The sequence below is a fragment of the Paraburkholderia sp. BL18I3N2 genome (assembly GCF_003001875.1).
GTDB lineage: Bacteria > Pseudomonadota > Gammaproteobacteria > Burkholderiales > Burkholderiaceae > Paraburkholderia > Paraburkholderia phytofirmans.
In genome coordinates this window covers 759,395-783,684 of the sequence record NZ_PVNC01000001.1, presented here as the reverse complement: position 1 = coordinate 783,684, position 24,290 = coordinate 759,395, and the positions used below count along the sequence as shown (strand labels likewise).

The following is a 24,290-nucleotide window of genomic DNA, read 5'->3' as shown; positions in this document are numbered from 1 at the left end:
TCCTCGCACTTCGTCACAACGAAGGCCGGCGCCCAGCAAGCTGGCAGCGCGGCCTTGTCGAGCCATCATACGCACTTTCTTTTTTCGATACAAATCATCTCGTTTTTTGCACGCACGGCGTAACGCCGACATTAGTGATGGTGATGCCGGTATTCCAGCGTGTCCGGTCCGCTGAACCCGGCATCGGGTTTGCGGACGCGCAGCAGATAAGCGAGCAGCAGCACGCCGAGGCTCGCAACTCCGAACCACAACGGTTGACGTTGCTCGGGAATGAACGCCATCGCCACCAGAATGCCGACCATGCCGATGATCGCGACCCACGTGAGGTACGGGTAGCACCACATCCTGACGCGCAGCTTCTCCGGCGCGTCCCGTTCGATGCGAGCGCGCAGTTTCAATTGCGAGATCGCGATCAGCACGTAGACGAAAATCGCCACGGTGCCATACGAATTCACGAGGAAGGCGAACACGGTATCCGGCGACACATACGACATCACCACCGACGCATAGCCGAACACGGTGCCGATCAGAATCGCGCGAACCGGCACGCCGCGACGATTGACCTTGGCGAGTGCGGCGGGCGCGTCGCCGTGGCGTGTCAGCGCGAAAATCATCCGCGACGCGGCATAGAGGCCTGAATTGAGCGCAGACAGCACCGCGGTCAGCACGATGGCATTCATGACGCTAGCGGCGGCGGGAATACCCATGGCGTCGAGCGCGCTCACATACGGCGTCGCCATCTTCGGGGAATTCCATGGCACCAGCGCGACGACGAGCAGAATCGAGCCGACATAAAAAACCAGCACGCGCGTGATCACCGAGTTCGTCGCTTTGGCGACGGCCTTGGCGGGCTCCTGCGCTTCGGCCGCCGCGATCGTGACGATCTCCGCGCCGAAGTAAAAGCCCGTGGCCGCAACCGCGCCGCTCAGCACGGGTCCGATTCCCTTCGGCATCAAGCCGCCGTGCGAGAGCAGCGTCGGCAGAACGGCGGTGACGTGCTTCGCCGCGGGCCACAGTCCCAGCACATACATGCCGCCGAGAAACAGGAACACCATGATCGCCGCGACCTTGATCGACGCGAACCAGAACTCGAATTCACCGTAGCTGCCGACCGAGACCAGGTTGGTCGCCGTGAGCGTGACCAGCAACACGAGACTGATCGCCCACGCGGGAACGTCCGGTAGCCAGAACTGCACGAGTTTCGCCCCGGCCACGGCCTCCACCGCGACGACGATGACCCAGAAATACCAGTACATCCAGCCGGTGAGAAAGCCCGCGAGGTTGCCGGACGCGCGCTTGCCGCCGAACGCGAGCCGCGCGTATTCGTAGAACGAACCCACGGCCGGCATCGCGCAGGCCATTTCGCCGAGCATCCGCATGACCAGCACGACCAGCGCGCCGGTGATCAAAAACGACAGCACCGCCGCGGGGCCGGCCTGTTGCACGACCACGCCGCTGCCGACGAAGAGCCCCGCGCCGATCACGCCGCCGAGCGCGATCATCGTCATGTGGCGCTGTTTGAGGCCCGCCTTCAATTCCGTTGTGTCTGTAGATCGCTGCATGTCACCTCCAATTCCGTTATCCGATCGCGGACCGGGCCGGCCTGCTTTCGCGGCCGCCCGGGTCCTATCGTCGTCAATACTGGATGGGGCGAGGACGCCCATGCGTCCCGCCGTATGATTTTTTATGAAGCACCGCGCAACTCTGGCGCACGGTGCTTTTTTATGAAGCACCGCGCAACTCTCGCGCATGGTGCAAGTGTGCGCCGTTTGGTCCACCGTTTGCGCGGCGCGAGCGGCAACTTGCGAATTGCAAATTCAGCGCAGCACGGCGCGCGGGCGATTTCCGGCCTGCCGCATCAAGGCTTTTCGTCGCGCCGGAAATACAGTTGATACAGCATCCGCTGGCCGATGCGCCGGAATGGTGCGAACGGGTGCCCGGGCAACGGCGACGTGAAGATCGGCAACGTCTGTTTCGCGCCCTTTCCAGCGATGCGTTCGGCGAGCCGCCGCCCGGCCTGCTGCGAATACGACACGCCGTTGCCGCCGTAGCCGAGCGCGTAGTACACCGTCTGCATCGGATCCGGCTGATACACGCGCGGCATCATGTCGTGGCTGACGTCCACCCAGCCCCACCATGAATAATCGATCGCGACGCCGCGCAAGGCCGGAAACTTGCGCAGCATGCCTTCCACCAGCAGATCGTAATGGCGCGAATTGGGCGCGTCGGCGCCGGTGATCGCCGAACGGCTGCCGATCTGCAAGCGGTTGTCCGGCAGAAAGCGATAGTAGAAGCGCAACGTGCGCGTATCGGTCAGCACCTGGGTCGTGCGAAAGTTGCACGCGTCGATTTCCTGCTTCGTGAGCGGCCGCGTGACCATTGAATTCGACAGGATCGGCATGATGCGGCTACGCAGCGAGTTGTGCAGTGTTTGCGCCGTATACGCGCCCGTTGCAATGCCGACCGCGCGCGCCCGCACGATGCCGCCAGGCGTGCGCAAATGATGCACACCGTTGATCGTTTCCCAGCCGAGCACCGGGCTCGCCGGATGCACCTTGGCGCCCGCTTCGCGGGCCAGCCGCAGATAACCGAAGGCAAGCTTCAACGCATGAATGCCGATACCCTCGGGCTCGTGCAGCGCGCCGGCCGCTTCGTGATCGTTGACGTATTCGCGCTGGAAGGTCTGTTTGTCGATCAGCTCGGACGGATAGCCGAACACGTCCTTCCAGACCTTGGCCTCGGCGGCGAGCTTCTGCATGATGCGCGGCCGGTGCGCAATCAGAAAGTGGCCACCGGGTTGCGGATCGCAATCGATCTCAGCGACCAGCGACTTGAAATTATCGAAACCTTCCTGAATCTCGTCGTGCATTTTCAACGCGACGTCTTTACCCCAGCGCTCGATCCATTGCGAACGCGACAGCCGGCCCGAGGCGTTCTGACCTTGGCCGCCGTTGCGGCTGCTGCAGCCCCAGCTCGTCTTGTTGGCTTCCAGCACGACCGCCTTGATGCCGTGCTCCCGCGCGAGACAGAGCGCCGTGGCGAGCCCTGTATAGCCGCCGCCGATGATCGCCACATCCACGTCGACATCTGCGGTGATCGGGCCATCGTCTTCGGGCGGCGTGCCCGCGGTCGCGACCCAGTAGGTCGGCGCGTACTGCTTGCCCCAGCCCGGCCCCGGCGACACCAGCGGGTCGTACGCCGGATCGTAGCGCGTATCGTCTGCGCCGGCGGACGGCATGCCTTGCGCGACCCGTTCGATTTCACTGTGCTCCATGTGAAGCTCCCGATCAGCGTGCGAGGTTCTGCTTCGGACGTTCCTTGCGGAAGGCCCGCTTGACCGCGATGAGGCCGTCGCGGAATTCGAACAGGTCGCAACCTTCCGCCTCGATGCGCCAGCCTTCCGCGTGCGTTCCCGTGAACACCCACTCGGACACGCCGCGCTCGCCGCTCACGTAATGACGGCCTTGCCCCCAATGCGCGTCGGGAAAGGTCTTGAAGACGGCTTCGAAAGCCGCACGCGTCGCCTCGCGGCCCACGAAGCGCGTGCCGAATACTTCCGGACCGCCCGCTGCATCGAACACGCAATCGTCGGTCATGAAGGTCATCAACGCGTTTGCGTCATGACGATTGAACGCATCGGAAAACGCGGCCAGCGTTTCGGCCGTGACGTGCTGCAGCGGGGTCTGTGTTTGAGCCATTGCTTTCTCCTCCTGGATGACTATCGCTTTCGCGTTCGTTTCGATAAGGCATGAGACGCCGCCGGTGGCTGGCGATTCCGTGAGGAAATTGTAGGCAGGGGGGTTTTTAGCCGGTAGGTCCAGTGAGGTGCTTTCGCCTGGTGCAGCGCGCCGTGACGCGGGCTTCGCAGCGTCTGCGGCACCTGCTGAATTGGACTCATCAACTCCCGTCAACTGGCTCTATGGTTCTATTTTTTTGTTCGGCAACACTGCGGGTTGGCCACATGCTGCGAGGAGTTGACGTGCTCAAACTGTTTATCGGACTCGGCATTCCCTATCTTGGCGTGGTCGGCCTGCTGCCGTGGGTGGCGTCCGTCGATCGCTTCGTGTTGGGCGTGCCGTTCATCTACGCCTGGATCTTCGCGTGGTTCATCCTCACCTCCGGGTGCCTGATGATCTGCTGGCGCGTGTTCGACTGCCGCCACGACGAGTCCCACCCGCAAAACCGCTAAAGGAGTGTCCGGATGGCCACCGCAGTCTTTCTCGGCTTCCTCGCTTTCTCGCTTTACCTCGCGATCCGTTCGAACAAGGGACGTGGTCCGCAAAGCGTGCATGACTTCTTCGTGGCGTCGCGGCAGTTCGGCGCCTACCTCGTGTTCTTCCTCGCGGCCGGCGAGATCTACAGCATCGGCACGATGGTCGGTTTTCCCGGCGGCATCTATGCCAAGGGACCGACCTACGGCGTCTGGTTTCTGGGCTACATTCTGCTGGCCTATCCCGTCGGCTATTTCATCGGCCCGAAGATCTGGCAAGCCGGCAAGCGCTATAACGCGATCACTCTGCCCGATCTGTTCAAGGGGCATTTTCAGAGCCGCTCGCTCGAACTGATCGTCGCGGGCTCCGCGATCGTCTTTCTGCTGCCGTGGGGGCAGTTGCAGTTCACCGGACTCGTCGCCGCGTTGAACGGACTCGGATGGAACTTCAAACCGCCGTATCTGATTCTATTCGCGGCGTTGCTCGCCTTCACCTACATCGCGATTGCCGGCGTGCGGGCATCGGCTTATATCGCCGTGCTGAAGGATATCCTGATGGTCGTCGCGATCGTCGTCACCGGCGTTGCCGTATCGATGGAAGTCGGCGTGACCGACGTCTTTCATGCCGCCAGCCAGCATGTCAGCAACCGGATGAATTCGCACCAGTTGACCTTCTCGATGAGCACCATGCTGTTCCAGTCGCTCGGCTTCTACGTCATGCCGTTCGCGGTGCAGAACTTCTTTACCGCGAAAAGCGCGAACACGATCCGCCGCACGCAGGTCGCGATGCCGCTTTACATGCTGATGTATCCGTTTCTCGTGGTCGCGTCGTACTATGCGATCAGTCAGAATCTGCATCTCGCCTCGCCTAACGAAGCGTTCTTCGCTGCCGCGATCCGTTTGCTGCCGGGTTGGCTGCTTGGACTCGTCGCGGCCGGTGCGTCGCTGTCCGGTTTGCTCGTTCTGGCTGGCATCTGTCTCGCGATCGGGCCGATCGTGACACGCAATCTGCTGCCCGGCATGCCGGAAGCTCGCCAGAAGACGAGTGCGAAAGTGGTGATCGTGTTGTACCTGCTGATATCGATCGTGATGACCCTGCTCACGCCGAATCTGATGCTCACGCTGATCAACACCACGTATTACGGCGTGACGCAATTCTTCCCCGGCGTGATGGTCGTTCTGTTCGGACTGCGCGTGCGGCCGTCTGCGATTGCCTCCGGCATGTTGACCGGACAGGTGCTGGCGATAATTCTGTACGTGCTGCAGATCGATCTCGGCGGCTTCAATCTGGGACTGGTATGCCTCGGCGCGAACCTGCTGGTGCTGACCGCCGTGAACCTCACCGCGAAACCGAGCCGTGCGCACGCACTCAGTTGAACCGGGCTGAAACGAACTTCAATCACTCACCTATGACTCAACGAGAAGAGAAGCGCTCCATACAAGTCTTCGTCGCGAAGAAGATCGTGACGATGAATCCCATGCAACCCTATGCGACGCATGTGGCGATTCGCGACGGCAAGATTCTCTCGGTGGGCGGCGCTGACGACGTCAAGCAATGGGGCGATGCCGAAATCGTCGATACGTTCGGCGACAAAGTGTTGATGCCCGGTTTTGTCGAAGGCCATTGCCATCTGATGGAAGGCGCGATGTGGGACACCGTCTACGTCGGCTACTACGACCGCCGCGGCCCCGACGGCCGGCGCTGGCCAGGCCTGACATCGCTGGACGCCGTGATCGAGCGCCTGAAGGCGGCGCAAGCCGAGATGACGTCGGCCGACGCTCCGCTGCTCGCCTGGGGCTTCGATCCGATCTTCTTCGGCACCCAACGCCTGAGTGTGCGCGAACTGGACACGGTGTCGGCGGAGCGGCCCATCGTGATCCTGCATGCGAGCGTGCATCTGATGAATGTCAATTCGCCGATGCTCGCGCGCGCCGGCATCGATGAAGAAACGGATATCGACGGCATCGACAAGGACGAAAGCGGACAGCCGACCGGCGAGTTGCAGGAGTTCGCCGCAATGTTCCCGGTCTACCGCGTGATCGGTGCCGGCCTCTCGATCGCCGCGAGCGAAAGCACCAAGGCCATCTGGAATTTCGGCCGCGTCGCGCAACTCGCCGGCGTGACGACCGCCACGGATCTGGTCAATGACTTCTCCGAAACTGGTAATCGCAACCTGCGCGAAGTTACCGCGAGCGCGGATTTTCCCGTACGTATCGTGCCCGCCTTCGCGCCGCAGCGCAGCCCTGAAGGCGGCGCCCAACGGGTGCTCTCGGCGATGGAAACCGCCACGCCGAAGCTGCACTTCGGGCCCGTCAAATTTATCGTCGACGGTTCGATTCAGGGCTTCACCGCGCGCCTGAAATGGCCCGGCTATCTGAACGGCAAGCCCAACGGTTTGTGGCTGATTCCGCCGAGCCAGTTCGTCGAAGTGTTCACGCCGTTTCACGAAGCGGGCCTGCAACTGCACGTGCACACCAACGGCAACGAGGCGACCGAACTCGTGCTCGACGCGTTCGAGCGGCTTCTCACGCTTCATCCGCGACGCGATCACCGGCATACGCTGCAGCACTGCCAGATGGCGGACGCGAGCCAGCTCGCGCGCGCGGCGAGCCTCGGCCTGTGCATCAATTTCTTTTCGAACCATATCTATTACTGGGGCGACGCGCACTATACGCAGACCATGGGCGCGGACCGCGCGAATCGCATGAACGCGGCGGAATCGGCACGCTGCCTGGGCATTCCGTTTGCGTTTCATTCCGATGCGCCCATCACGCCGCTCAATCCGCTCTTCACCGCATGGTGCGCGTCGCAGCGCGAGACCGCGTCGGGGCGCGTGCTCGGTGCGAACGAACGCGTGCCGATCGCTGACGCGTTGCGCGCGATCACGCTCGGCGCCGCTTACACGCTCAAGATGGATCATCTGGTCGGCAGTATCGAAGTCGGCAAATTCGCGGACTTCGCGGTGCTCGCCGAAGACCCCGCCGAAGTCGCGCCGCAACGTCTGAAGGATCTGGAAGTGTGGGGCACGGTGCTCGGCGGCCGCATTTTCCAGGCGCCGGCGGGATGAACGCGATTCCGCTCGTCGTCATCGGCGGTTATCTCGGCGCCGGAAAGACGACGCTGCTCAACCATGTTCTGAGCAACGCCGGATCGCGGCGCATCACCGTCCTCGTCAACGACTTCGGCTCGATCAATATCGACGCTTCGCTGATTCGCCAGCGCGCCGACGACGTGATCAATCTGGAAAACGGCTGCGTCTGCTGTTCGATCGGCGGCCGGCTGGTCGAGGCACTGCTTGCCATAAGTTCGCGCACTGACGCACCCGATCTGCTGATCATCGAAGCGAGCGGCGTGTCCGACCCGGTGCGCATCGCGCAGATCGGCTTGCTCGATCGCGCGTTTCGTCTGGACGGCATCGTCGTGCTGGTGGATGCGGAGCGCGTCGAAGAGACGCTGGCCGATCCTTATGTCGGCGACATCGCGCAGCGGCAGATCGCGGGCGCCACGGCCATCGTGCTGAACAAGATGGATCTGCTCAGCGAGCCTGCGGGCGCGGCCGTCGTAGCGCGCGTTGAAGCGCTTGCGAATACCCGCATCATCGCGCAAGCAACGCACGCGGCCGTGCCACTCGGTTTGATCTTCGAGGGGCATGCATTACCCGCGCGCCCTATCGGTGCGATGCCACTGTGCGCCTCTCTCACCCCGCGCGATTTATGCAGCTTTTCGTTTGTCACCGACGCTTACTTGAGCCGCAAGAAACTCAAAGAAGCGCTGCGGAGTTTCTCTGCAAAGCTGTTGCGTGCGAAAGGTTTTGTCCGACTGGAGAGCGACGGCGCGCTGCATGAATTGCATGTGGTCGGCAACCGCGTGGTGATCAGCGCGTCGTCGGCCCGCACCTCCTCTCAATCGCAGATCGTGCTGATCGGCATGTTCGATCGCGAAGACGAGTCGACTGCGAGAGCGGCGCTCAAAGCCGCTGAAATCGGCCCATGAATCCGGCCGACCGGAACGCACGCCAAGAAAGCTAGCGCCTCAACTCGGAGACAATCTTCTCCGCGAGAAAATCGCACGGCGGACGATTGGAAGCCGTGCTGCGCGCCAGCACCATCTCCAGCGCGGTGATTTCGGGCAAGCCGTGCGCGCGCCCAAGCAGCGTGAAGTGTGCCGGCACCGCGCAGCGCGCGAGCGGCACGATAGCGAGCCCCGCCTCGGCCATCGACAGCAGACCCAGCAGACTCGGACTTTCATACGAGGTGCGGTAGGGAATCTTCGCGCGCTCCAGGCTGCGAATCGCGTTCTCGCGCGCGACGCTGCCCGGCAGGAACACGGCGATCGGCAACGGCCGTTCGCGCCATATTTCATCCGCGCTCGGCGCGGCCGCCCATTCCATGGGTTCATGGCGAATGAATTCGCCCGACAAACCCTTGACTCGCGTCGCGCACACCAGATCGACGGAGCCGTCTTTCACCATCGGCGCGAGCGCGACGCTCGGCAAACCGACGACCTGAATCTCCACCTTCGGATAGGTCGCGGAAAACTTCTTGAGGATCGGCGGCAGCAGCGACGACGCGTAATCGTCCGGCACGCCGATGCTCACGCGTCCCGTCACGTCCGGCCGAACCACCGCCGCCCAGGCCTCGTCGCGTAAGGCGAGCATGCGGCGAGCGTAGGTCAGCAGGACTTCGCCGTCCTGCGTCGGCACCACGTTTCGCGGCTTGCGCACGAACAACGGCTTGCCCAGCGCGATCTCAAGCGTCTTGATCTGCATGCTCACCGCCGATTGCGAACGATGCACGACCTCCGCCGCCCGGCTGATGTTACCGGCGTCGGCAACGGCGACGATCATGGTCATCACGTCCAGGTCGAGTGCTTTCAAGGGGTCTGGTATCAGAAAAATAGATAGATTCGATCAATATTACGCGATTTTCTAAATTTGCGACATGGGGCATAGTGGCCGCAAAGGAGCCAGTCCATGAACGCCCGTACCGACCTCTCAGTGCTTGCCGTACCCGAACTGTCGTTTGCGACCATCGCATCGGGCATCTGCGTGCCGTATGTCGAGTGCGGAGAAGGCGAGCCGCTCCTGTTCGTGCACGGCTCGCTGTGCGACTATCGCTACTGGAATGCGCAGACGGCGGCGCTCTCGCAGCATTTTCGCTGCATCTCGGTGAGCCTGAGCCACTACTGGCCGGCCAGCGAGGCGTGCATTCAGGGCGAGTTCGGCTGGCAGACGCATGTCGGTGAGCTGGCCGAGTTCATTGAGGCGATCGACCTTGGGCCCGTGCATCTGGTCGGCCATTCGCGCGGCGGCTGTGTCGCGTTTCATGTTGCGCGCGACTATCCGCGGCTCGTGAAAACGCTGACGCTCGCCGACCCTGGCGGTCCTCTGCAGATCGACGGCATGCCGGAGGCGGCGCTGCCGGCCACGACCAATGTGCTACGCGCGCGCGTTGCTGAACTCATCGAAAGCCAACAGATCGACGCTGGCCTGGAGCTTTTCGTCGATTCGGTGAGCATGCCTGGAGCGTGGCGCAAGAGCCCGATTGCGTTCCGCACCATGGCGATCGACAACGCGGGCACGCTGCCCAAGCAGCTCCGCGATCCGTTGCCCGCCTATTCCCGCGAAACCGCACGCGGCGTGAAATGCAGGACGCTGCTGATCGACGGGCAGCGCAGCCCGCGCATGTTCCGCAACAACGTCGACAAGCTCGCGGAGTGGATCGATTATGCGGAGCGGCAGACCATCGCCGGTGCGTCGCACGGCATGAATGTGTCGAACGCAGGCGCTTTTAACCGGCTCGTGCAGGCGTTCGTCAGCTTCTGATTCCGGCGCGGTTCGGTATTCGGCGTTTGGCATTCGGCATTCCGCGGCTTGGTGGTCGAGAACGTTAGAGGTCGAAGGTGCCGCGATATTTCTCGTCGGCATCCGAACGCGTGTTGATTTCGACGAGAACGCCACCGGGCACCTCACAGAAAAACCGCGAGCCGCGCTCATGCTTGAACACGCCGGTCTTCATCACGACGCCGGCGCCGGCCATCTGCTCGTAAAGCGTGCGAACCTCGTCGAGAGAAGCCAGCTCGAAGCCGATATGAAAGTTGTGCGGCCACTCGACTGGATGGTCGGCGGCGTCATCGATCACGATGTCGAAGCCGGGGCGTTTCAGAAACCAGCTCGTCCCTCGCGCGGCAACCGTACAGCCTAGATGTTCCTCGAAGAAGGTGGCGGTCGCGCTCACATCGGATGAAGGGAAACTCACGTGATTGAGCTTCATGCTGGTGGTGATATCGGTCATGTCGATCTCCGTTGAATCGGATCGCTCGCTGCGTTCCGTACGGAGGATGTTACGAGTAAAAGCTCACATTCCATACTCGCATCGTCCGGCTCGCGCAATCGGCCGCTCAGGCCCGTGCTACGGGCGTTGCCGGACATGCGACGCCAACTCGCCCGCGGCTTGCTCGCGTTTCTCGCCGTCGCTCAGACCACGAGCCGAGCTGTGTGCTGTATTCCATAGCGAATCCCTCGATATGGATGCGTGACGAACGACGAGCGCAAAGCAGCCGGCGGCGCGTCATCCTGCACGCGTCGCCGGACGCGCCAGCGTTAGGCCGCCTGCGAGACGAGATCTCGCAGAACGGTTTCCAGTTCCACTTCGCCCTTGACGATGTCGGCTGGGTCGCCTTCAAAACAGATCCAGCCTTCATTGAACCCGTCGAGCATGCGCATACGCGGCAACGGTTCCTTCATACCTTGCGATCGGAACAGCGCGTCCCACGTTTCGCGCGGCACCACCTCCGCACGAACCGGACGACCGAGCACCTGGGCAAATGTCTGCGCCAGATCGTTCGGGCTCACGCGTTGCCCTTCCAGCTCGACGATACGCACGCCGCGCCAGGTTTGCAGAAGCAGTTGTGCGGCAACGCGACCGACGTCCGCGGTCGCGACCATCGGCACAGCCTTGTCAAGCGGTTGCAGAAAGCTGGAGATCACGCCGTTGTCCCGGGCCGGCGCAACGTCCCATGCGGCGTTTTCCATGAACCAGCCGGGACGCAAAAAAGTCACGGGCATCGGTAAATTGCGAAGCGCCTGCTCCGTCAACGTAAGTTGCGTGAGCAGATTGGTTTCGGTTGCCTGTGCGCCGATCGTCGACAGGCAAACCACCTTGCCGGGCGCCGCCGACTGAAGCGCCCCGTGCACGGCGTCGATGACAGCGCGCGCCTCGGGAAAGCCGGGCGACGGATCGAACGTCGGCGGCGGCAGAATGAAGACGCCTTGCATACCCTCGAAAGCGGCGGTGAGGGACGCCGCGTCGCCCATGTCGGCTGTCACCACTTCACATCCGCGTTCAGCCCACGAGCGTGCCCGAGTGGCATCGCGTACGACCGCGCGCACTGGCTGGCCCGCGGCGAGCAACGTGCGCGCCACCGCACCGCCAACCTTTCCTGTTATCCCTGTGATTGCATACATTGCAGCTTCTCCTCGCGTAGATAAATAACGTTGAAACGCACCGTCGGGATGGATTGTGGGCAAACGCGATGAGAAACTAAATGACACGAATGACACTTGTGAAGTGACTGGTAGTTACTAATGCGTCATAGTTCGGTTTTTGACGCACTGTGCAGAGGCAGCCAATGACCAGGGTGCAGCGCCCATGAGATCGTCCAGCGAGAATCTCTCTAGCGGTATCAGCGTATTTGCCGCCGTCGTCGATGCGGGGACGTTCGCGGCCGCCGCCGAATTGATGGGCATGTCGCCGCCCGGAGTTAGCCGGGCCATCGCCCGACTCGAAAGGCGGCTGAAAACACGGCTCTTCAATCGGACGACTCGCGCCGTTTCCCTCACTGAAGAGGGCCGGCGCTTCTACGAGCAGGTCATGCCGCACTTGAGGGGCATGGAGGAAGCGGCCGCGGCCGCGGCAGGAGGCGCCGCGACAGTGCGCGGGAAGCTGCGAATTAATCTCGACCCGGTCTTCTCGCGCATCATTCTGGGCCCGAAGCTCGACGAATTCATGGACGCGCATCCTGAGCTCGAACTCGAACTCATTGCCAGGGATCAGCTCGGCGACCTCGTCATGGACGGCTTCGATCTGGCCTTGCGATTTGGCGAACCTCGCTCATCCAGTCTGATTGCGCGAAAGCTCCTTGACACCGCGGTGGTCACCGTCGCAGCGCCGTCGTACCTCGCTCGCCGGGGGCGGCCGGCGGAGCCTCAGGAGCTGGGTCGCGGGGTGCACAGGTGTCTTGAGTTCCGGAACCCGGATACCGGCAAACCGTATCCGTGGGAGTTTCATCGCAAGCGCAAGAAGATTGTTGTCGAAACGAATGGACGGCTTACGGTGAACGATCCGAGCGCGCTCCTCAACGCGTGTCTGGCCGGCTCCGGCGTCGCGCAGATGCTTCTGCTCGGCGGCGAGCACCTGATCCGCGAGGGACGGCTCGTCAACCTGTTCCCGGACTGGCCGGACGAGCGCTTCCCGCTCTATGCGTACCATCCGTCGCGGCACCACACGCCGGCCAGGACAAGAGTGTTTCTGGACTTTATCGTCGCATTGACGAGAACCGGTTAGTCCAAATAGGCCAGTGAGCGGCCATACCTCGCGCGCAAGAACACTTAAGGAATCTAAAAGGAGGTTTATGCCGCGCAAGCCTATAGTCGCTCAATCCAGGCGAGAGCAAGGAAGCGCACGTGAAAGCAAGCGCAACAACGGCGGATCTATCCGCCGGATGGCTCAATCGAATTGCCGATTCTTGGCTCTACCGACTAAGCCGTGCGCTGGGTATCGTGAGCGTCGTTCCTCATGGAGACGTCTATGCCCGCCTCGCTTCGCTTCGTTCACCTCGATACGCCCGAGTCGCTGCTCCCCGCATTCGACGTCATGCGTCAGTTGCGCCCGCATCTCACCGATGCGCACTCGTTCGCCGCACAGGTGGCCAGACAGCATGCCGAAGGCTATCGCCTGCTCGCTGCGTCCGACGCGGGCGGCATCGTCGGCCTCGCCGGTTATCGCACCCTGACTAATCTGCTGTACGGCCGTTTCGTCTATGTCGACGATCTGGTGGTGGATGGCAAGCTGCAGCGTGACGGCATCGGCGCGCAACTGCTCGACGCGGTACGGCGGATTGCGCGCGAAGCCGGCTGCGCGCAATTCGTGCTCGACACGGGTCTGCACATGCCGCTTGCGCAGCGCTTCTATTTCCGCAATGGGCTGCTGGCGCGAGGCATGCACTTCGTCGAACCCCTCGCCCCTCTTTCCCCTGCTGCAGCGTTCGCGTCATGAGAATCTTGCTGATCAATGCCAGCCCGCATGGTGAAGCGAGCCACGGCTACCGTTTCGCCGACGAAATCGTCGGCATGCTGCACGAGCGCGCCGCACCCGCCGCCTCGGCCATCACCGTGGTCGAACGCGACCTGGCGGCCGCACCGTTGCCGCCGATCGCCCGCGATTACGCTCGCGCCATCACGTCGCGCACGCCGGATACGGCGCATTTCGATGTCTCCGAGCAACTGATCGGCGAAATCGAAACGACGGATGCGCTCATCATCAACACGCCGATGCACAATTTCACGGTGCCGGCAGCGCTCAAGCTGTGGATCGATTACACGCTGCGCATTCACCGCACGTTCGCCTCGACGCCGGAAGGCAAGCTTGGACTGATGCGAGACCGGCCGACCATCGTGATCGTCGGCTCGGGCGGTGTGCATAGCGGCGAACGCGCGCGGCAGCCGGATTTCCTGACCCCGTATCTGCGCTACGCGCTCGGCTCGATCGGCATCCACAGCGTGCAGTTTCTTCTTTTGCAGGGGCTCGTGATGGGCGAAGCGACGGTGGCCGAAGCGCTCGATGCGGCGCGCCTCCAGCTTACCGGCGACGCAGTGTTCGCCTCGCTTGCCGCACAGGCGTCCGGATGCGCGAGCACGGCAGCGCGTAGCGCTGCACGGAGCGCATAGCGCAAGCCGGACGAAATGCGATCCCAAAGCGCTTCCGTCGCATCGTGCGAAGGCGTGCCGTGCCGCGCCGCACCGCGCTGCGTCAATTCGAAATCCGGACACATGTCCGATGCTTCAACCGTCCAGACACGCGCGCAACGTTCGCGCGAGACGGTCTGCTTCATCCGCATCGGCGATGTTCGCGAAGCCCATCACCAGGCCGCGCCGCGTGCGCCGCGCGCGGCTATTCGCGTGCCAGACCGAAAGCGGCAGCACCGCGAGCCCCGCCTCGCGGGCACGCGCGGCGACCGCGACGTCGTCGACCGGGCCATTGGGGCCTTCGGCGAACTGCACCGCGAACTGAATTCCACCTGGCGGCAAATCGACGATCAGCCGTTCACCAAACGCCTGCTCCAACGCATGCACGATCAGTACGCGCCGCTCGGCGTACAACGCACGCATGCGCTTCAGGTGCCGCGCAAAATGCCCCTGCGCAATGAAATCCGCCACGGCCGCCTGCAAAAGCGTCGGCGATCCGGCGTTCATGCTGTGCGCCACCTTCCCGACGCGCTCGACGGCTCGCTCCGGCACCACCACATACGCTAGCCGCAAACCGGGAAACATCACCTTGCTGAACGTGCCGCAATAGATCACGCGATCGCGCCGGTCGAGACTCTTTAAAGCCGGCAATGGCCGGCCCAGATACCGGAACTCGCTGTCGTAGTCGTCTTCGATGATCCAGCGGGAAGCCTTCCCTGCCCACTCCAGCAGCGCCATGCGTCTTGCGAGCGACAGCGTGTGCCCGAGCGGGCTCTGATGCGACGGCGTGACCACGGCGAAGCGCGCCTGCGCATCCAGCAGCGTGCCGCGCTCGACGTCGATCCCTTCGCCATCCACCGGCACCGGCACGAGCTGCACGCCGGTCTCGGTCAGAAAATCGCGCGCGAGCAAATAGCCGGGATCCTCGAACCACACGCGATCGTCCGCGCGGGCGAGACTGCGCAACACGAGTTCGAGCGTCGCGCGGTAGCCGCCGGTGACGAACACCTGTTCCGGCAAGCAGGTCACGCCGCGCGACAGCCCGAGATACGTGGCGATATGTTCGCGCAGCGGCCGGTAGCCGGACGGATCTGGATACGCGAGCATCGCGCGTTCACTGCTGCGCGCACGCTGTGCAACGAGCCGGTTCCATACCTTGCGCGGAAATGCGTCGACCGCGGGCAGCCCAGGCTGCAACGGCCGCGGCTCACCGCTCATGGTGACCGTGAGGGCCGGTTGGCGCGGCGCCGCTCGACCATCGCGCGATTCAGCCGGCGGCCGCGGAGCGTCCGCTCCTACAGTGCCATGCCTCGCGCGCGAGTCCTGAACGCCTTGCGCACGCGACGAGCGCATCACCGAGGCCGGCAGCGACATCGATACGAACGTGCCCGCCGCGCCGCGCATCTGCAGGTAGCCCTCGTCGACGAGAATCGTGTAGGCGAGTTCAACGGTGCCACGGGCTGTATTCAGCTGCGTGGCGAGGCCGCGCAGCGCAGGCACGCGATCGCCGGGACGCAGGTGCCCCGCGGCGATCGCGGTTCTGAAACGCTCGCAGATCTGCAAATAGATCGGCAACTGCTGCTGCCGGTCGACTTCGATGGTCAAAGCGGGCGTCGGAACGGTCATGACAGTCTCGGGGACAAGGGAAGCAGCAAACGGTTTGTACTAGTCGGATCGTCGATTCTTGGCACTTTTCGATCGACCATGATTCTTCCACAATGGCCTCACGCGATGAGACGGCGGCGAACAATTTCGCGCGATACGGCACTCGCCGGGCGCCCCGCGTTCATTTACTCTCGTCTGGAGAATTTGCCATGAAAATCGTCGTAATCGGTGGGTCCGGCCTGATCGGATCGCGTCTCGTCACGCTGCTTCGCGAAGCGGGCCATGAAGCGCTCGCTGCGTCGCCGCGTACCGGTGTCAACGCTGTGACGGGCGAGGGCCTGGACAACGCGCTCGTGGGCGCGGACGTCGTCGTGGATGTCACAAACGCGCCGTCATGGGAGCCGCAGGCGGTACTCGACTTCTTCCGCACTTCGGCGCGCAATCTTGGCAAGGCCGAAGCGGCTGCCGGAGTGCGCCATCACGTGGCGCTCTCCATCGTCGGCTGCGACCGCTCGCCGGGGAATGCGTATTTCGCTGCCAAGGTCGCGCAGGAGGAATTGATCCAGGCAGCGGGCGTGCCTTACACGATCGTGCGCGCGACGCAGTTCATGGAGTTTATCGGCGGTATCGCGGATTTCAGCACGGTCGACGGCACTGTGCGTATCGGCGAAGGACTGTTTCAGCCGATCGCGGTAGACGATGTCGTGGCAAACCTAGCGCAGGTCGCGCTCGCTGCGCCGCAAAACGGCACGGTCGAGATTGCCGGCCCGGACCGCGCACCCTTCGCGGAGATCGTCTCGCGCTATCTGAAATCGGTAGGCGACGCGCGCCCGGTAGTGACGGATCGCGATGCACTGTATTACGGCAGCCGCGTCGAGGAACAATCGCTCGTGCCGCTCGGCGATGCACGGATCGGCCGCGTCAGTCTCGACCAGTGGCTCGCGCGGGCAAAGAACGGCTGATTGCGGGTTTAAGCGCAACCTGAATCAACGTGTCCGCGTTTAGTCCTGACCGGAGCCGTTGGCCCGAGCGGCTTCGAAACCGAATGAAAATTTTCTGGGTAAAGCATGAGCAAGCCGCATAAGGTTGTCGTCGTTACCGGCGCGTCGCAAGGCATCGGCGCTGAAGTCGTCAAGGCGTTTCGCAAGCTCGACTACCGCATTGTCGCGAACTCACGGTCGATCGAGCCGTCGGACGACGCGAACATCCTCTGCATCGCCGGCGATATTGGTGACCCGGCAACCGCCCGTCGTGTCATTACCGAAGGCGTCGCGCGATTTGGCCGGATCGACACGTTGGTGAACAACGCCGGCATTTATATCGGCAAGCCTTTCACCGAACACACCGCGCAAGACTACGCCGCGGTGGTGAACGTGAATATGACGGGCTTTTTCCACATCACGCAGCTCGCCATCGCCGAAATGGAAAAGCATTCGAGCGGCCACGTGGTTAGCGTCACCTCCAGCACCGCCGACAACGCGATCAGTGGCGGATACTCGGTACTGGCAGGCCTGACGAAGGGTGGTCTGAACGCCGCCACGAAGTCGCTGGCGATCGAGTACGCCAGGAAAGGTATTCGCGTGAACGCCGTCGCGCCGGGGATCATCAAGACGCCGATGCACGCGCCGGAAACCCATGAAGCGCTGGGCGCCTTTCATCCGCTCGGTCGCATGGGCGAGACGAGCGATATCGCCGATGCGATTCTGTTCCTCGACTCCGCACCGTTCATCACGGGAGAGATCCTGCACGTCGACGGCGGTCAGAGCGCCGGTCGTTAAGCTTATCGGGCACCGCAACACGGTGCCCTTTTCACTTTTGCTGCTCGCTCCTTGAGCCGGCCCCAGTCCAGCAAATCCGCAGGCGCAGAACAAAGACGTAGCGAATTTCGCTCGCTTCCCTTGACTTCCATTTAGATGATGACTACCATCTAAGTCAACGGATCGTCTTGGAGTCAGCATCATCATGAGGAAATCGAGGGTCGAAGCCGCCGAAACCCGGCAGCGAATTGTCGACGTTGCAGCTCGCAAGTTTCAGCTCAACGGCATCAACGCGACGGGCCTGGCCGACGTCATGTCTGAAGCCGGGCTCACACACGGCGGCTTTTACCGGCACTTCGAATCCAAAGATCAGCTGGTTGCCGAGGCCTGCGCAGCCGCGGCGACCAACATCGTCGCTACGCTGGAAGAAGCGGCCAGCGAGAGCGACGTCGAAGATGGTTTTCGGGCCATCGTCGACCGATATGTATCAACCAGCCACCGCGACAACGTTTCGGGCGGCTGCCCGCTTGCGGGAATGGGCAGCGAGTTGTCGCACGGCGACGAGAACACTCGTGCGGCCGCCTCTCAAGGCTTCCGCGAGCTCGTTGAAGCCGTAGCGAAGCGCCTGGATCCCGAGCGGTCTGAGTCGACGGAGTCAAAGGCCGTCTTTGCGGTAACGGCGATGATCGGCGCCATCACCATGTCCCGGATCCTCACGGATAGCGACGCTTCGGCATCGGTTCTGCAGCAAGTCAAGCAACATCTCGACGCGATCTAGGCGATTGACGATCCCGACCATCGCCTAAACATTTATCCGCTTGTGTGCATATACACATAAAGATGAAAGACGTACATGTCGCTGCCAGATCAGGCATCGATATGCGCCGCCCCCGGCACTCGCCAAGAGTGCGCATACCTTGAGAACGGAGCATCGACATCATGCAACAACGCAACTATCTGGTAACAGCCGCCGCTGGCAAGACTGGCGTGCACACAGTCCGTCGCCTTCTTGAAGGCGGTCACGGCGTTCGCGCCCTTGTCCACCGCGAGGACGAAAGAAGCGCAGCACTTCGAAAGGCCGGCGCCGAAGTCATCGTGGGCGATCTTCTGGAACACGACGATGCGATACGCGCCACGGAAGGCGTATCGGGCGCCTACCTCTGCTATCCCGTACGCCCGGGGTTCATTCAGGCAACCGCATACTTCGCGGACGCGGCGCGGCGCGCCAATCTCGACGTCGTGGTGAACATGTCGCAGATTTCCGCTCGCGAGGACTCGAAGAGTCACGCTGCCCGCGATCACTGGATCGCAGAGCGTGTTCTGGACTGGTCGGGCGTGCCGACCGTCCACCTCCGCCCGACATTCTTCTCCGAATGGCTGACGTTTCCGTGGGTGCGCGACCCCATCGTGAAAGAAGGAAAGATTGCGCTTCCTTACGGCAACGGACGCCATGCACCGATCTCCGCCGAAGACCAGGCGCGAGTGATCGCCGCGATTCTCGCTCAGCCGTCAACGCATATCGGCAAGACGTATCCGCTGTACGGCCCCGTCGAACTCAGCCAGCAAGAGATCGCCGACGCGGTCGGCAAAGTGTCGGGCCGCAAAGTCGTCTACAGCCCGACAAGCATCGAGGACTATCGCAAGCATCTCGAAACATACGATCTGCCCGAATTCGTGATCCAGCATTTTCTGGAAGTGGCAATCGACTACCAGAACGGCGTCTTCGCGGGTACCAACGACGTTATCGAAAAGATCACCGGACAAGCGCCACAAACAATCGACGCATTCGTCGCCGCCAATCGCGAGGCGTTCCAGTAAGCGCATCGTTCATGCCTGAATCGTTACAAGGAACAGTTACCATGAAACTCACCGGAAATACGATCTTCATCACCGGCGGCACCTCGGGTATCGGCCGGGCACTTGCAGAGGCTTTTCACCATAAGGGCAACAAGGTGATCGTCAGCGGACGCCGCAAGGCCTTGCTGGATGACGTCGCGAAAGCAAATCCGGGCATCGACACGGTCGAGCTCGATGTCAATGACCCGGCGCAAATTCAAAGTGTCGCGAATCAGTTGATCACGAAATATCCGTCGCTCAATATCGTCATCAATAATGCGGGAATCATGCCGTTTGATGATGTAACCGGCCCCTTCGACGACGCGCAGGCGGTGCATTTAATCAACACCAATTTGCTGGGACCCGCGCGGATCAGCGGTGCATTTGTTGAACACCTCAAGACACGACCGGAGGCGGTCATCATCAACAATAGCTCGGTTGTCGCGTATATTCCGCTCGCAACGGCGGCGCTCTACTCGGCAACCAAGGCTGCCATTCACTCGTACTCACTGTCACAGCGCTTTGCATTGCGCGAGACTTCCGTTCGGGTATTGGAGATTGCCCCGCCCTGGGTAGACACGGACCTTGTCCATAAGAGCGGCGATCCGCGAGCGATGCAAGTCGAGCCGTTTATCGCGGAGATAATGGCGCTTCTCGAAGGCGCTACGACTGAAGTCGTCGTAGAAGCCGCCAGGCAGTTGCGGACCAGTGCGGGGCCTAACGAGCACGGCATCGTGGATTATTTCAATCAGATGATTTTGGATAACCCTCTGCCGACTCCCTGAAGGATGTTCTATTCGCGGCGCGCGACGTGGCGTGCCGACACTGTCGCCGCGATTTGCGCCGCTCGCAACACGCCCGGCGTGAATAGTAAAACTTGAGAAAGCCGGTGCGGCTCGACATGCCGCACTTCGAAGTGGTTCGCGTGGCTCCGGCCGATCCAGGCAAATGTCTGTCTACGCTTCAACAATCTTCGCGTCATAGTCTTCATCGACGAAAGCGACGAGAAACTCTTCCGGCATCAGCCACGAATCAACGCTGACCGTCTTCGTGTCAATATCCACGTTGACCTTCGCGTCGGCGTCGACGGTCTTCATCGCATGTTCGAGAGTCGGAATATCGTCGGAGCGAATTTCATGTTTAACCGAGAATTTCATTTTTCACTTCTCCAGTAGATAACGTTTATATAAACTGCCGCCGCTACCTGTTTCGCGTTCGACAAAACTTCGCGGCTCGCGGGCGTCTCCCTACATCAGTTTGGTATCCGCACCATTTGTCTTCATATGCTTCATGGTCCGATACAGCCGAATGTAGGCGCATTGCCTCAAGTTTCGAATACCCGCACCGTACAAACAGTCTTGCGCAGCGAGAACAAATCGAAAATCAGGCTGCAGAGTTTGCTGGCCTGACGGACAGGCTGCGCTACTGGTTGAGGCACGCGACTGTCTGGGTGTTGGCAATGGCCGATGCACAGCCGGACGCAGAGTCTTCACATGAGCCCGAAGTCCGCTGACTGAGCTAAGCGGACAATGCCGGCGTTTCGCAGCGGGCCAAGATGTGCAGTCGGTCACCGGAAAATCTGCTCCCGTTTTTCTCGCAAGACAATAGGACCTCGGTCCAATAGATCGGAGTTATTGACCTTCTGAGGTGGCGCTTCGCGGGGTTTGCGGAGGGCGGGCGTTATCGGCTCACGTTCATTGAGAAGCGGTCCGTCACACATGTTCGTCGACTATGAGCTGCTTCTGTCACCCAGAAAAATTTTGTGGATGTTGGCCGGATACACCCAGTCGCGAGCCTGACGCTCGATCAGATCCATGAATGCCGGCGGACCACTGCAGTAGATCTGAGTGTTCGCCTGCGCTGGGCTTATCGCGTGAGAAGTTGCCTGCTCCAGTCGGTCAGCATCCAGACCAAAATGGTGATAAACCCTACTTTCGCTCTTGAGCGCGCCTAGCTCTTTCCGAAAGACCGCACGTTCAGGAGACCGAGCAAAGTTGTGCAACTCGAATTTCTGCCCCGCCAACGCCAGCCGTTTCGCGATCCCTGCGATCGATGCAGCGCCGACACCTCCCGCGAACAGTAACGATTGTGTACGACCGTCCAAAATAACCGTAGGACTCCGTGTCGTCACGATAAACGCCTCGTCACCTTGACTCAACGAAATGTCTGCTGTTTTTGCGTCCGTGTCGCCATCATCTTGTCTGACGGCGATGACGTATGCACGCGGCCGAGAAGTAAAACGGCACAGGGGATATGTTTTCGCTTTGCAGATGACATCGTCGCGAACAAGTGTGACGCAAGATCCATTGTCAAACGACGGAAGCTCGGATCTGCATCTGGTTTGGAGTTCAACAGCGTGATAACTCTCGGCAAGTTGCCATTTCCGTGTAACGACGACTGAGAGGAATTTGTCGTGCATGTCTTCTCCAACAGGACCTTCGTCTTCCTCGATCGGAAGTTCGTTGGTGTATGGATTGCATGAGATGGCCGGTCCAGCAAACTGCTGGAGGGTAGTTGAATGCCAGATTCAGGTTAGGGCGGAAGGCATCCACCAGCAAGGCGTTCAACGCGAATACCTCCTATACAACCGTGCTGATAAAGGGTGACCGTTGGCTCGGTGCAGTAGATGGTTCCGCGGGTCGACCTGGAGAAAAGTTCGTCGTCGGCACTGATTGCGCGGCGCCGCCACCCGTACCGGACACCATCTTACAAAGCGTACCGGTACTGTACCGGCAATTCTCACTAGAATGCTCCAACGTCCTTTCGACCGACACCGGAGCTTGCCATGTCATACCTCAGTCTCAGCGCGCTGCCTGCCGGCATCCTGTTCGCGCTCGTCACCACCATCACGCCCGGTCCGAACAACACGATGTTGCTGGCCTCCGGGGTCAACTTCGGATTTCGTCGCACGTTGCCGCATCTGTCCGGCATCAGCGCCGGCGTCGTGCTGTTGATGCTGTCGGTCGGGATCGGTCTGGGCGAAGCCTTCGTGCATTTCCCCGTGCTGTACACGGTGCTCGAGGTCGCGAGCGTCGCCTATCTGCTGTACCTCGCGTGGAAGATCGGCACCTCGGGCGAATTGAAGGTGAAAAAAGGCGAGCGCCGGCCCATGAAGTTCTATGAAGCGATCGCCTTCCAGTGGGTCAATCCGAAGGCATGGATGATGGTGCTGACCGCTGCCACGACGATCCACCTCAGCGAGAGCTACAGCATGAACGCCATCGCGATGGCGGTGATCTTCTACGTGATCGGCTTTCCGTGCATCTGCCTGTGGGCGGGTTTCGGCACCGCCATGCGGCAGGTGCTGTCGGATCCGAAGCGGTTGCGCATCTTCAATGTGGCGATGGCGCTGCTGCTGGTGCTGTCGCTGTATCCGATCGCGCTGAAGCTGATCGGGCAGTCGGCCTGACCGCAGTCTCTACAACGTCCCCTGCCCCACTCGCTCGATGAAGCGCCACAACGCATCATCCGTCGAATACGGTGCGTTGAAGCGGAACCAGGCGCTCGGGGCATCGTCGGGACGGAAGTAGGAGCCCGGCGCGAGCCAGATACCGTGTGTGAGCGCGGCCGTCGCCACTTCGCCGGCCCGCTCCGCTTCGATCGGCAAGCGCGCCCACAAAAACAGCCCGGCGCGCGGCCGGTGAAACAGTTCCAGACCCAGCGAATCGAGCCGATCTTCAACGGTCGCGTGCGCGAGCTTGAGGCGCTCGTTGACGGCTTCCACGTGACGCGCGTAGCGCCCCTCCAGCAGCACCTTATCGACGATCCGCTCGATCGCCTCCGACGACGTCAAGCCCACCGCCATCTTCGTGCGCGCCAGTTCGCGCAGCACCGCGCGCTCGGCGACCACGTAGCCGCAGCGCAGCCCCGGCGTCACCGTCTTCGAAAAGCCGCCGACGTACAGCACGCGCTGCAAGCCTTCCATCGCCGCGAACAGCGGCGCGCCGGACGGCGCGAGTTCGCGGCTCACGTCGTCCTCGATCACCCACATGCGCCGGCGCTCGGCGATCTGCAGCAGGCGGAACGCCGCGGACATTCCGAAGGTCGCGCCGGTCGGATTCTGCAGCGTCGTGTTGACGAAGATCGCCTTCGGCTTGTGCTCGGCAACCAGCGCTTCGAGCACGTCCGTATCGACGCCCGCCGGCGTGCGCGGCACGCCATGCACGACCAGGCCGGCGAGCTTGAGAATCTGCAGCAGATTGCAATAGCCCGGATCTTCAACGATCACGGCATCGCCCGCTCGCAGCAGCGTACGCACGATCAGATCCAGCCCTTGCGTCGCGCCTTGTGTGAGCAGGATGTTCGACACATCGACCGGCAAGCCGCGCCGGTCGAGTTGCTCGGCGATCCGCTCGCGCAACGGCGCGAACCCGTACGGATGCCCGTAATCGCCGAGGCGCGCCGCCGGCACCCGGCTCATGGCGCGCAGCGCGTGCTGCAAACCGGTTTCGTTGATCCACTCGTTCGGCAGCCAGCCGCCGCCCGCCTTGATCGGCACCGAATGGTCGGCGAACACGTCGGACAGGAGCCAGGTCGCGGTAAGGCTCGGCGGCTGCCAGTCGGTCGCGGCGACCCGCGCTGACTGCGAGCGCGCCGCCACGCGATAGCCGGAACCGCGCCGCGCGACCACGAGTCCCATCGACACCAGCCGGTTGTACGCCTCCGTGACCGTGAAGGTGCTCAGATCATGGCTTTGGGCCAGTTGCCGCACCGACGGCAGCAGCGCGCCCGCGCGCAGCGATTGCCCCTCGATAGCGTGCGCGAAGCCTTGCACCACCTGGTCGACGAGCGTCGGAGCGGCGCGCCGGTCGCGCTCGAGTTGTAGTTCGATCATGGTCTGGACAAAAAAACGGGCCGCGCGGGCGGCTGAACATGTGAATACGTGCGAAGTGTGGCGCCGGCGAGCCTGCCGACCTG

Annotated in this window: 24 protein-coding genes; 14 read left to right on the top strand and 10 right to left on the bottom strand. The window is 62.0% G+C overall.

Going from position 1 to position 24,290, the window contains the following annotated elements; genetic code table 11:
- Positions 1–131: 131 nt before the first annotated feature.
- The 3 genes from B0G75_RS03605 to B0G75_RS03595 form a co-directional block, all read right to left on the bottom strand.
- Positions 132–1,562, bottom strand: coding sequence for an amino acid permease (locus B0G75_RS03605; protein WP_106300678.1), 1,431 nt, complete (start codon positions 1,560–1,562; stop codon positions 132–134).
- A gap of 296 nt (positions 1,563–1,858) precedes the next feature.
- The gene (locus B0G75_RS03600; protein WP_181309150.1) at positions 1,859–3,274 is read right to left on the bottom strand and encodes an FAD-binding oxidoreductase; all 1,416 of its coding nucleotides are present in this window, start codon (positions 3,272–3,274) and stop codon (positions 1,859–1,861) included.
- Positions 3,275–3,287: 13 nt separating this feature from the next.
- Positions 3,288–3,698: a nuclear transport factor 2 family protein gene (locus tag B0G75_RS03595; protein WP_012426255.1), complete on the bottom strand. Its 411-nt coding sequence runs from the start codon at positions 3,696–3,698 to the stop codon at positions 3,288–3,290.
- Between the two features lie 281 nt (positions 3,699–3,979).
- Between B0G75_RS03595 and B0G75_RS03590 the strand changes: the two genes are divergently transcribed.
- From B0G75_RS03590 to B0G75_RS03575, 4 genes are read left to right on the top strand one after another with little or no spacing between them, the layout of a single operon-like run.
- Entirely contained in the window at positions 3,980–4,189 is a 210-nt protein-coding gene (locus B0G75_RS03590; protein WP_106300676.1) for a DUF3311 domain-containing protein, read from the top strand.
- Positions 4,190–4,201: 12 nt separating this feature from the next.
- Entirely contained in the window at positions 4,202–5,587 is a 1,386-nt protein-coding gene (locus B0G75_RS03585) for a sodium:solute symporter (RefSeq protein ID WP_106300674.1), read from the top strand.
- A 32-nt stretch (positions 5,588–5,619) separates the two neighbouring features.
- The gene (locus B0G75_RS03580) at positions 5,620–7,278 is read left to right on the top strand and encodes an amidohydrolase (RefSeq protein ID WP_106300672.1); all 1,659 of its coding nucleotides are present in this window, start codon (positions 5,620–5,622) and stop codon (positions 7,276–7,278) included.
- On the top strand, positions 7,275–8,204 hold the full coding sequence (locus B0G75_RS03575; RefSeq protein WP_106300670.1) for a GTP-binding protein: 930 nt from the start codon (positions 7,275–7,277) through the stop codon (positions 8,202–8,204). The genes B0G75_RS03580 and B0G75_RS03575 overlap by 4 nt, the downstream gene beginning before the upstream one ends.
- 31 nt (positions 8,205–8,235) lie before the next feature.
- Here B0G75_RS03575 and B0G75_RS03570 read toward each other — a convergent pair whose 3' ends face one another.
- Positions 8,236–9,057: a LysR substrate-binding domain-containing protein gene (locus B0G75_RS03570; RefSeq protein ID WP_181309173.1), complete on the bottom strand. Its 822-nt coding sequence runs from the start codon at positions 9,055–9,057 to the stop codon at positions 8,236–8,238.
- Between the two features lie 126 nt (positions 9,058–9,183).
- Between B0G75_RS03570 and B0G75_RS03565 the strand changes: the two genes are divergently transcribed.
- Positions 9,184–10,035 carry an alpha/beta fold hydrolase gene (locus B0G75_RS03565; RefSeq protein WP_106300668.1) on the top strand — a complete coding sequence of 284 codons (852 nt, stop codon included), beginning with the start codon at positions 9,184–9,186 and terminating at the stop codon, positions 10,033–10,035.
- A gap of 64 nt (positions 10,036–10,099) precedes the next feature.
- Here the strand turns inward: B0G75_RS03565 and B0G75_RS03560 are convergent, their stop codons facing one another.
- Together B0G75_RS03560 and B0G75_RS03555 are read right to left on the bottom strand one after the other, a co-directional pair.
- Positions 10,100–10,504, bottom strand: coding sequence for a VOC family protein (locus B0G75_RS03560; RefSeq protein WP_181309149.1), 405 nt, complete (start codon positions 10,502–10,504; stop codon positions 10,100–10,102).
- 308 nt (positions 10,505–10,812) lie between these two features.
- Positions 10,813–11,676, bottom strand: coding sequence for an NmrA family NAD(P)-binding protein (locus B0G75_RS03555; protein WP_106300666.1), 864 nt, complete (start codon positions 11,674–11,676; stop codon positions 10,813–10,815).
- 184 nt (positions 11,677–11,860) lie between these two features.
- Here B0G75_RS03555 and B0G75_RS03550 point away from each other — a divergent pair, with 184 nt between their 5' ends.
- The 3 genes from B0G75_RS03550 (at position 11,861) to B0G75_RS03540 (ending at position 14,157) form a co-directional block, all read left to right on the top strand.
- Positions 11,861–12,775 carry a LysR family transcriptional regulator gene (locus B0G75_RS03550; protein ID WP_106300664.1) on the top strand — a complete coding sequence of 305 codons (915 nt, stop codon included), beginning with the start codon at positions 11,861–11,863 and terminating at the stop codon, positions 12,773–12,775.
- Between the two features lie 243 nt (positions 12,776–13,018).
- A complete protein-coding gene (locus B0G75_RS03545) occupies positions 13,019–13,486 on the top strand; it encodes a GNAT family N-acetyltransferase (protein WP_106300662.1) in 468 nt (155 codons plus the stop codon).
- Complete coding sequence (locus B0G75_RS03540; protein ID WP_106300660.1) at positions 13,483–14,157, top strand: FMN-dependent NADH-azoreductase; 675 nt, start codon at positions 13,483–13,485, stop codon at positions 14,155–14,157. The genes B0G75_RS03545 and B0G75_RS03540 overlap by 4 nt, the downstream gene beginning before the upstream one ends.
- A gap of 114 nt (positions 14,158–14,271) precedes the next feature.
- Here B0G75_RS03540 and B0G75_RS03535 read toward each other — a convergent pair whose 3' ends face one another.
- Positions 14,272–15,801 (bottom strand): PLP-dependent aminotransferase family protein, encoded by a 1,530-nt coding sequence (locus B0G75_RS03535; RefSeq protein ID WP_106300658.1) that lies wholly within the window; start codon positions 15,799–15,801, stop codon positions 14,272–14,274.
- A gap of 188 nt (positions 15,802–15,989) precedes the next feature.
- On the opposite strand from B0G75_RS03535, the gene B0G75_RS03530 reads away from it, so the two are divergent.
- From B0G75_RS03530 to B0G75_RS03510, 5 genes are all read left to right on the top strand, one after another.
- Positions 15,990–16,742: an SDR family oxidoreductase gene (locus B0G75_RS03530; protein ID WP_106300656.1), complete on the top strand. Its 753-nt coding sequence runs from the start codon at positions 15,990–15,992 to the stop codon at positions 16,740–16,742.
- 105 nt (positions 16,743–16,847) lie between these two features.
- Positions 16,848–17,558, top strand: coding sequence for an SDR family NAD(P)-dependent oxidoreductase (locus B0G75_RS03525; RefSeq protein WP_106300654.1), 711 nt, complete (start codon positions 16,848–16,850; stop codon positions 17,556–17,558).
- Between the two features lie 184 nt (positions 17,559–17,742).
- Positions 17,743–18,315 (top strand): TetR/AcrR family transcriptional regulator, encoded by a 573-nt coding sequence (locus tag B0G75_RS03520; protein WP_106300652.1) that lies wholly within the window; start codon positions 17,743–17,745, stop codon positions 18,313–18,315.
- Between the two features lie 161 nt (positions 18,316–18,476).
- The gene (locus B0G75_RS03515) at positions 18,477–19,355 is read left to right on the top strand and encodes an NmrA family NAD(P)-binding protein (RefSeq protein WP_106300650.1); all 879 of its coding nucleotides are present in this window, start codon (positions 18,477–18,479) and stop codon (positions 19,353–19,355) included.
- Positions 19,356–19,396: 41 nt separating this feature from the next.
- Entirely contained in the window at positions 19,397–20,158 is a 762-nt protein-coding gene (locus B0G75_RS03510) for an SDR family oxidoreductase (protein ID WP_106300648.1), read from the top strand.
- Positions 20,159–20,329: 171 nt separating this feature from the next.
- On the opposite strand, the gene B0G75_RS03505 is transcribed toward B0G75_RS03510, so the two are convergent.
- On the bottom strand, positions 20,330–20,530 hold the full coding sequence (locus B0G75_RS03505; RefSeq protein WP_106300646.1) for a hypothetical protein: 201 nt from the start codon (positions 20,528–20,530) through the stop codon (positions 20,330–20,332).
- 572 nt (positions 20,531–21,102) lie between these two features.
- Positions 21,103–21,792 carry an oxidoreductase gene (locus tag B0G75_RS03500; protein WP_106300644.1) on the bottom strand — a complete coding sequence of 230 codons (690 nt, stop codon included), beginning with the start codon at positions 21,790–21,792 and terminating at the stop codon, positions 21,103–21,105.
- Positions 21,793–22,158: 366 nt separating this feature from the next.
- Between B0G75_RS03500 and B0G75_RS03495 the strand changes: the two genes are divergently transcribed.
- The gene (locus B0G75_RS03495; protein ID WP_106300642.1) at positions 22,159–22,782 is read left to right on the top strand and encodes a LysE family translocator; all 624 of its coding nucleotides are present in this window, start codon (positions 22,159–22,161) and stop codon (positions 22,780–22,782) included.
- 9 nt (positions 22,783–22,791) lie between these two features.
- Here the strand turns inward: B0G75_RS03495 and B0G75_RS03490 are convergent, their stop codons facing one another.
- Entirely contained in the window at positions 22,792–24,207 is a 1,416-nt protein-coding gene (locus B0G75_RS03490; protein ID WP_106300640.1) for a PLP-dependent aminotransferase family protein, read from the bottom strand.
- Between the last annotated feature and the right edge of the window lie 83 nt (positions 24,208–24,290).

Bases quoted from the DNA above. Each gene is read 5' to 3' on its own strand.
- B0G75_RS03605 (WP_106300678.1), bottom strand. From the start codon at position 1,562: ATGCAGCGATCTACAGACACAACGGAATTGAAGGCGGGCCTCAAACAG.
- B0G75_RS03595 (WP_012426255.1), bottom strand. From the start codon at position 3,698: ATGGCTCAAACACAGACCCCGCTGCAGCACGTCACGGCCGAAACGCTG.
- B0G75_RS03525 (WP_106300654.1), top strand. From the start codon at position 16,848: ATGAGCAAGCCGCATAAGGTTGTCGTCGTTACCGGCGCGTCGCAAGGC.
- B0G75_RS03515 (WP_106300650.1), top strand. From the start codon at position 18,477: ATGCAACAACGCAACTATCTGGTAACAGCCGCCGCTGGCAAGACTGGC.
- B0G75_RS03535 (WP_106300658.1), bottom strand. From the start codon at position 15,801: ATGACCGTTCCGACGCCCGCTTTGACCATCGAAGTCGACCGGCAGCAG.
- B0G75_RS03545 (WP_106300662.1), top strand. From the start codon at position 13,019: ATGCCCGCCTCGCTTCGCTTCGTTCACCTCGATACGCCCGAGTCGCTG.
- B0G75_RS03580 (WP_106300672.1), top strand. From the start codon at position 5,620: ATGACTCAACGAGAAGAGAAGCGCTCCATACAAGTCTTCGTCGCGAAG.
- B0G75_RS03600 (WP_181309150.1), bottom strand. From the start codon at position 3,274: ATGGAGCACAGTGAAATCGAACGGGTCGCGCAAGGCATGCCGTCCGCC.
- B0G75_RS03500 (WP_106300644.1), bottom strand. From the start codon at position 21,792: ATGCACGACAAATTCCTCTCAGTCGTCGTTACACGGAAATGGCAACTT.
- B0G75_RS03555 (WP_106300666.1), bottom strand. From the start codon at position 11,676: ATGTATGCAATCACAGGGATAACAGGAAAGGTTGGCGGTGCGGTGGCG.
- B0G75_RS03565 (WP_106300668.1), top strand. From the start codon at position 9,184: ATGAACGCCCGTACCGACCTCTCAGTGCTTGCCGTACCCGAACTGTCG.
- B0G75_RS03520 (WP_106300652.1), top strand. From the start codon at position 17,743: ATGAGGAAATCGAGGGTCGAAGCCGCCGAAACCCGGCAGCGAATTGTC.
- B0G75_RS03530 (WP_106300656.1), top strand. From the start codon at position 15,990: ATGAAAATCGTCGTAATCGGTGGGTCCGGCCTGATCGGATCGCGTCTC.
- B0G75_RS03495 (WP_106300642.1), top strand. From the start codon at position 22,159: ATGTCATACCTCAGTCTCAGCGCGCTGCCTGCCGGCATCCTGTTCGCG.
- B0G75_RS03585 (WP_106300674.1), top strand. From the start codon at position 4,202: ATGGCCACCGCAGTCTTTCTCGGCTTCCTCGCTTTCTCGCTTTACCTC.
- B0G75_RS03575 (WP_106300670.1), top strand. From the start codon at position 7,275: ATGAACGCGATTCCGCTCGTCGTCATCGGCGGTTATCTCGGCGCCGGA.
- B0G75_RS03540 (WP_106300660.1), top strand. From the start codon at position 13,483: ATGAGAATCTTGCTGATCAATGCCAGCCCGCATGGTGAAGCGAGCCAC.
- B0G75_RS03570 (WP_181309173.1), bottom strand. From the start codon at position 9,057: ATGATCGTCGCCGTTGCCGACGCCGGTAACATCAGCCGGGCGGCGGAG.
- B0G75_RS03560 (WP_181309149.1), bottom strand. From the start codon at position 10,504: ATGACCGATATCACCACCAGCATGAAGCTCAATCACGTGAGTTTCCCT.
- B0G75_RS03550 (WP_106300664.1), top strand. From the start codon at position 11,861: ATGAGATCGTCCAGCGAGAATCTCTCTAGCGGTATCAGCGTATTTGCC.
- B0G75_RS03505 (WP_106300646.1), bottom strand. From the start codon at position 20,530: ATGAAATTCTCGGTTAAACATGAAATTCGCTCCGACGATATTCCGACT.
- B0G75_RS03510 (WP_106300648.1), top strand. From the start codon at position 19,397: ATGAAACTCACCGGAAATACGATCTTCATCACCGGCGGCACCTCGGGT.
- B0G75_RS03490 (WP_106300640.1), bottom strand. From the start codon at position 24,207: ATGATCGAACTACAACTCGAGCGCGACCGGCGCGCCGCTCCGACGCTC.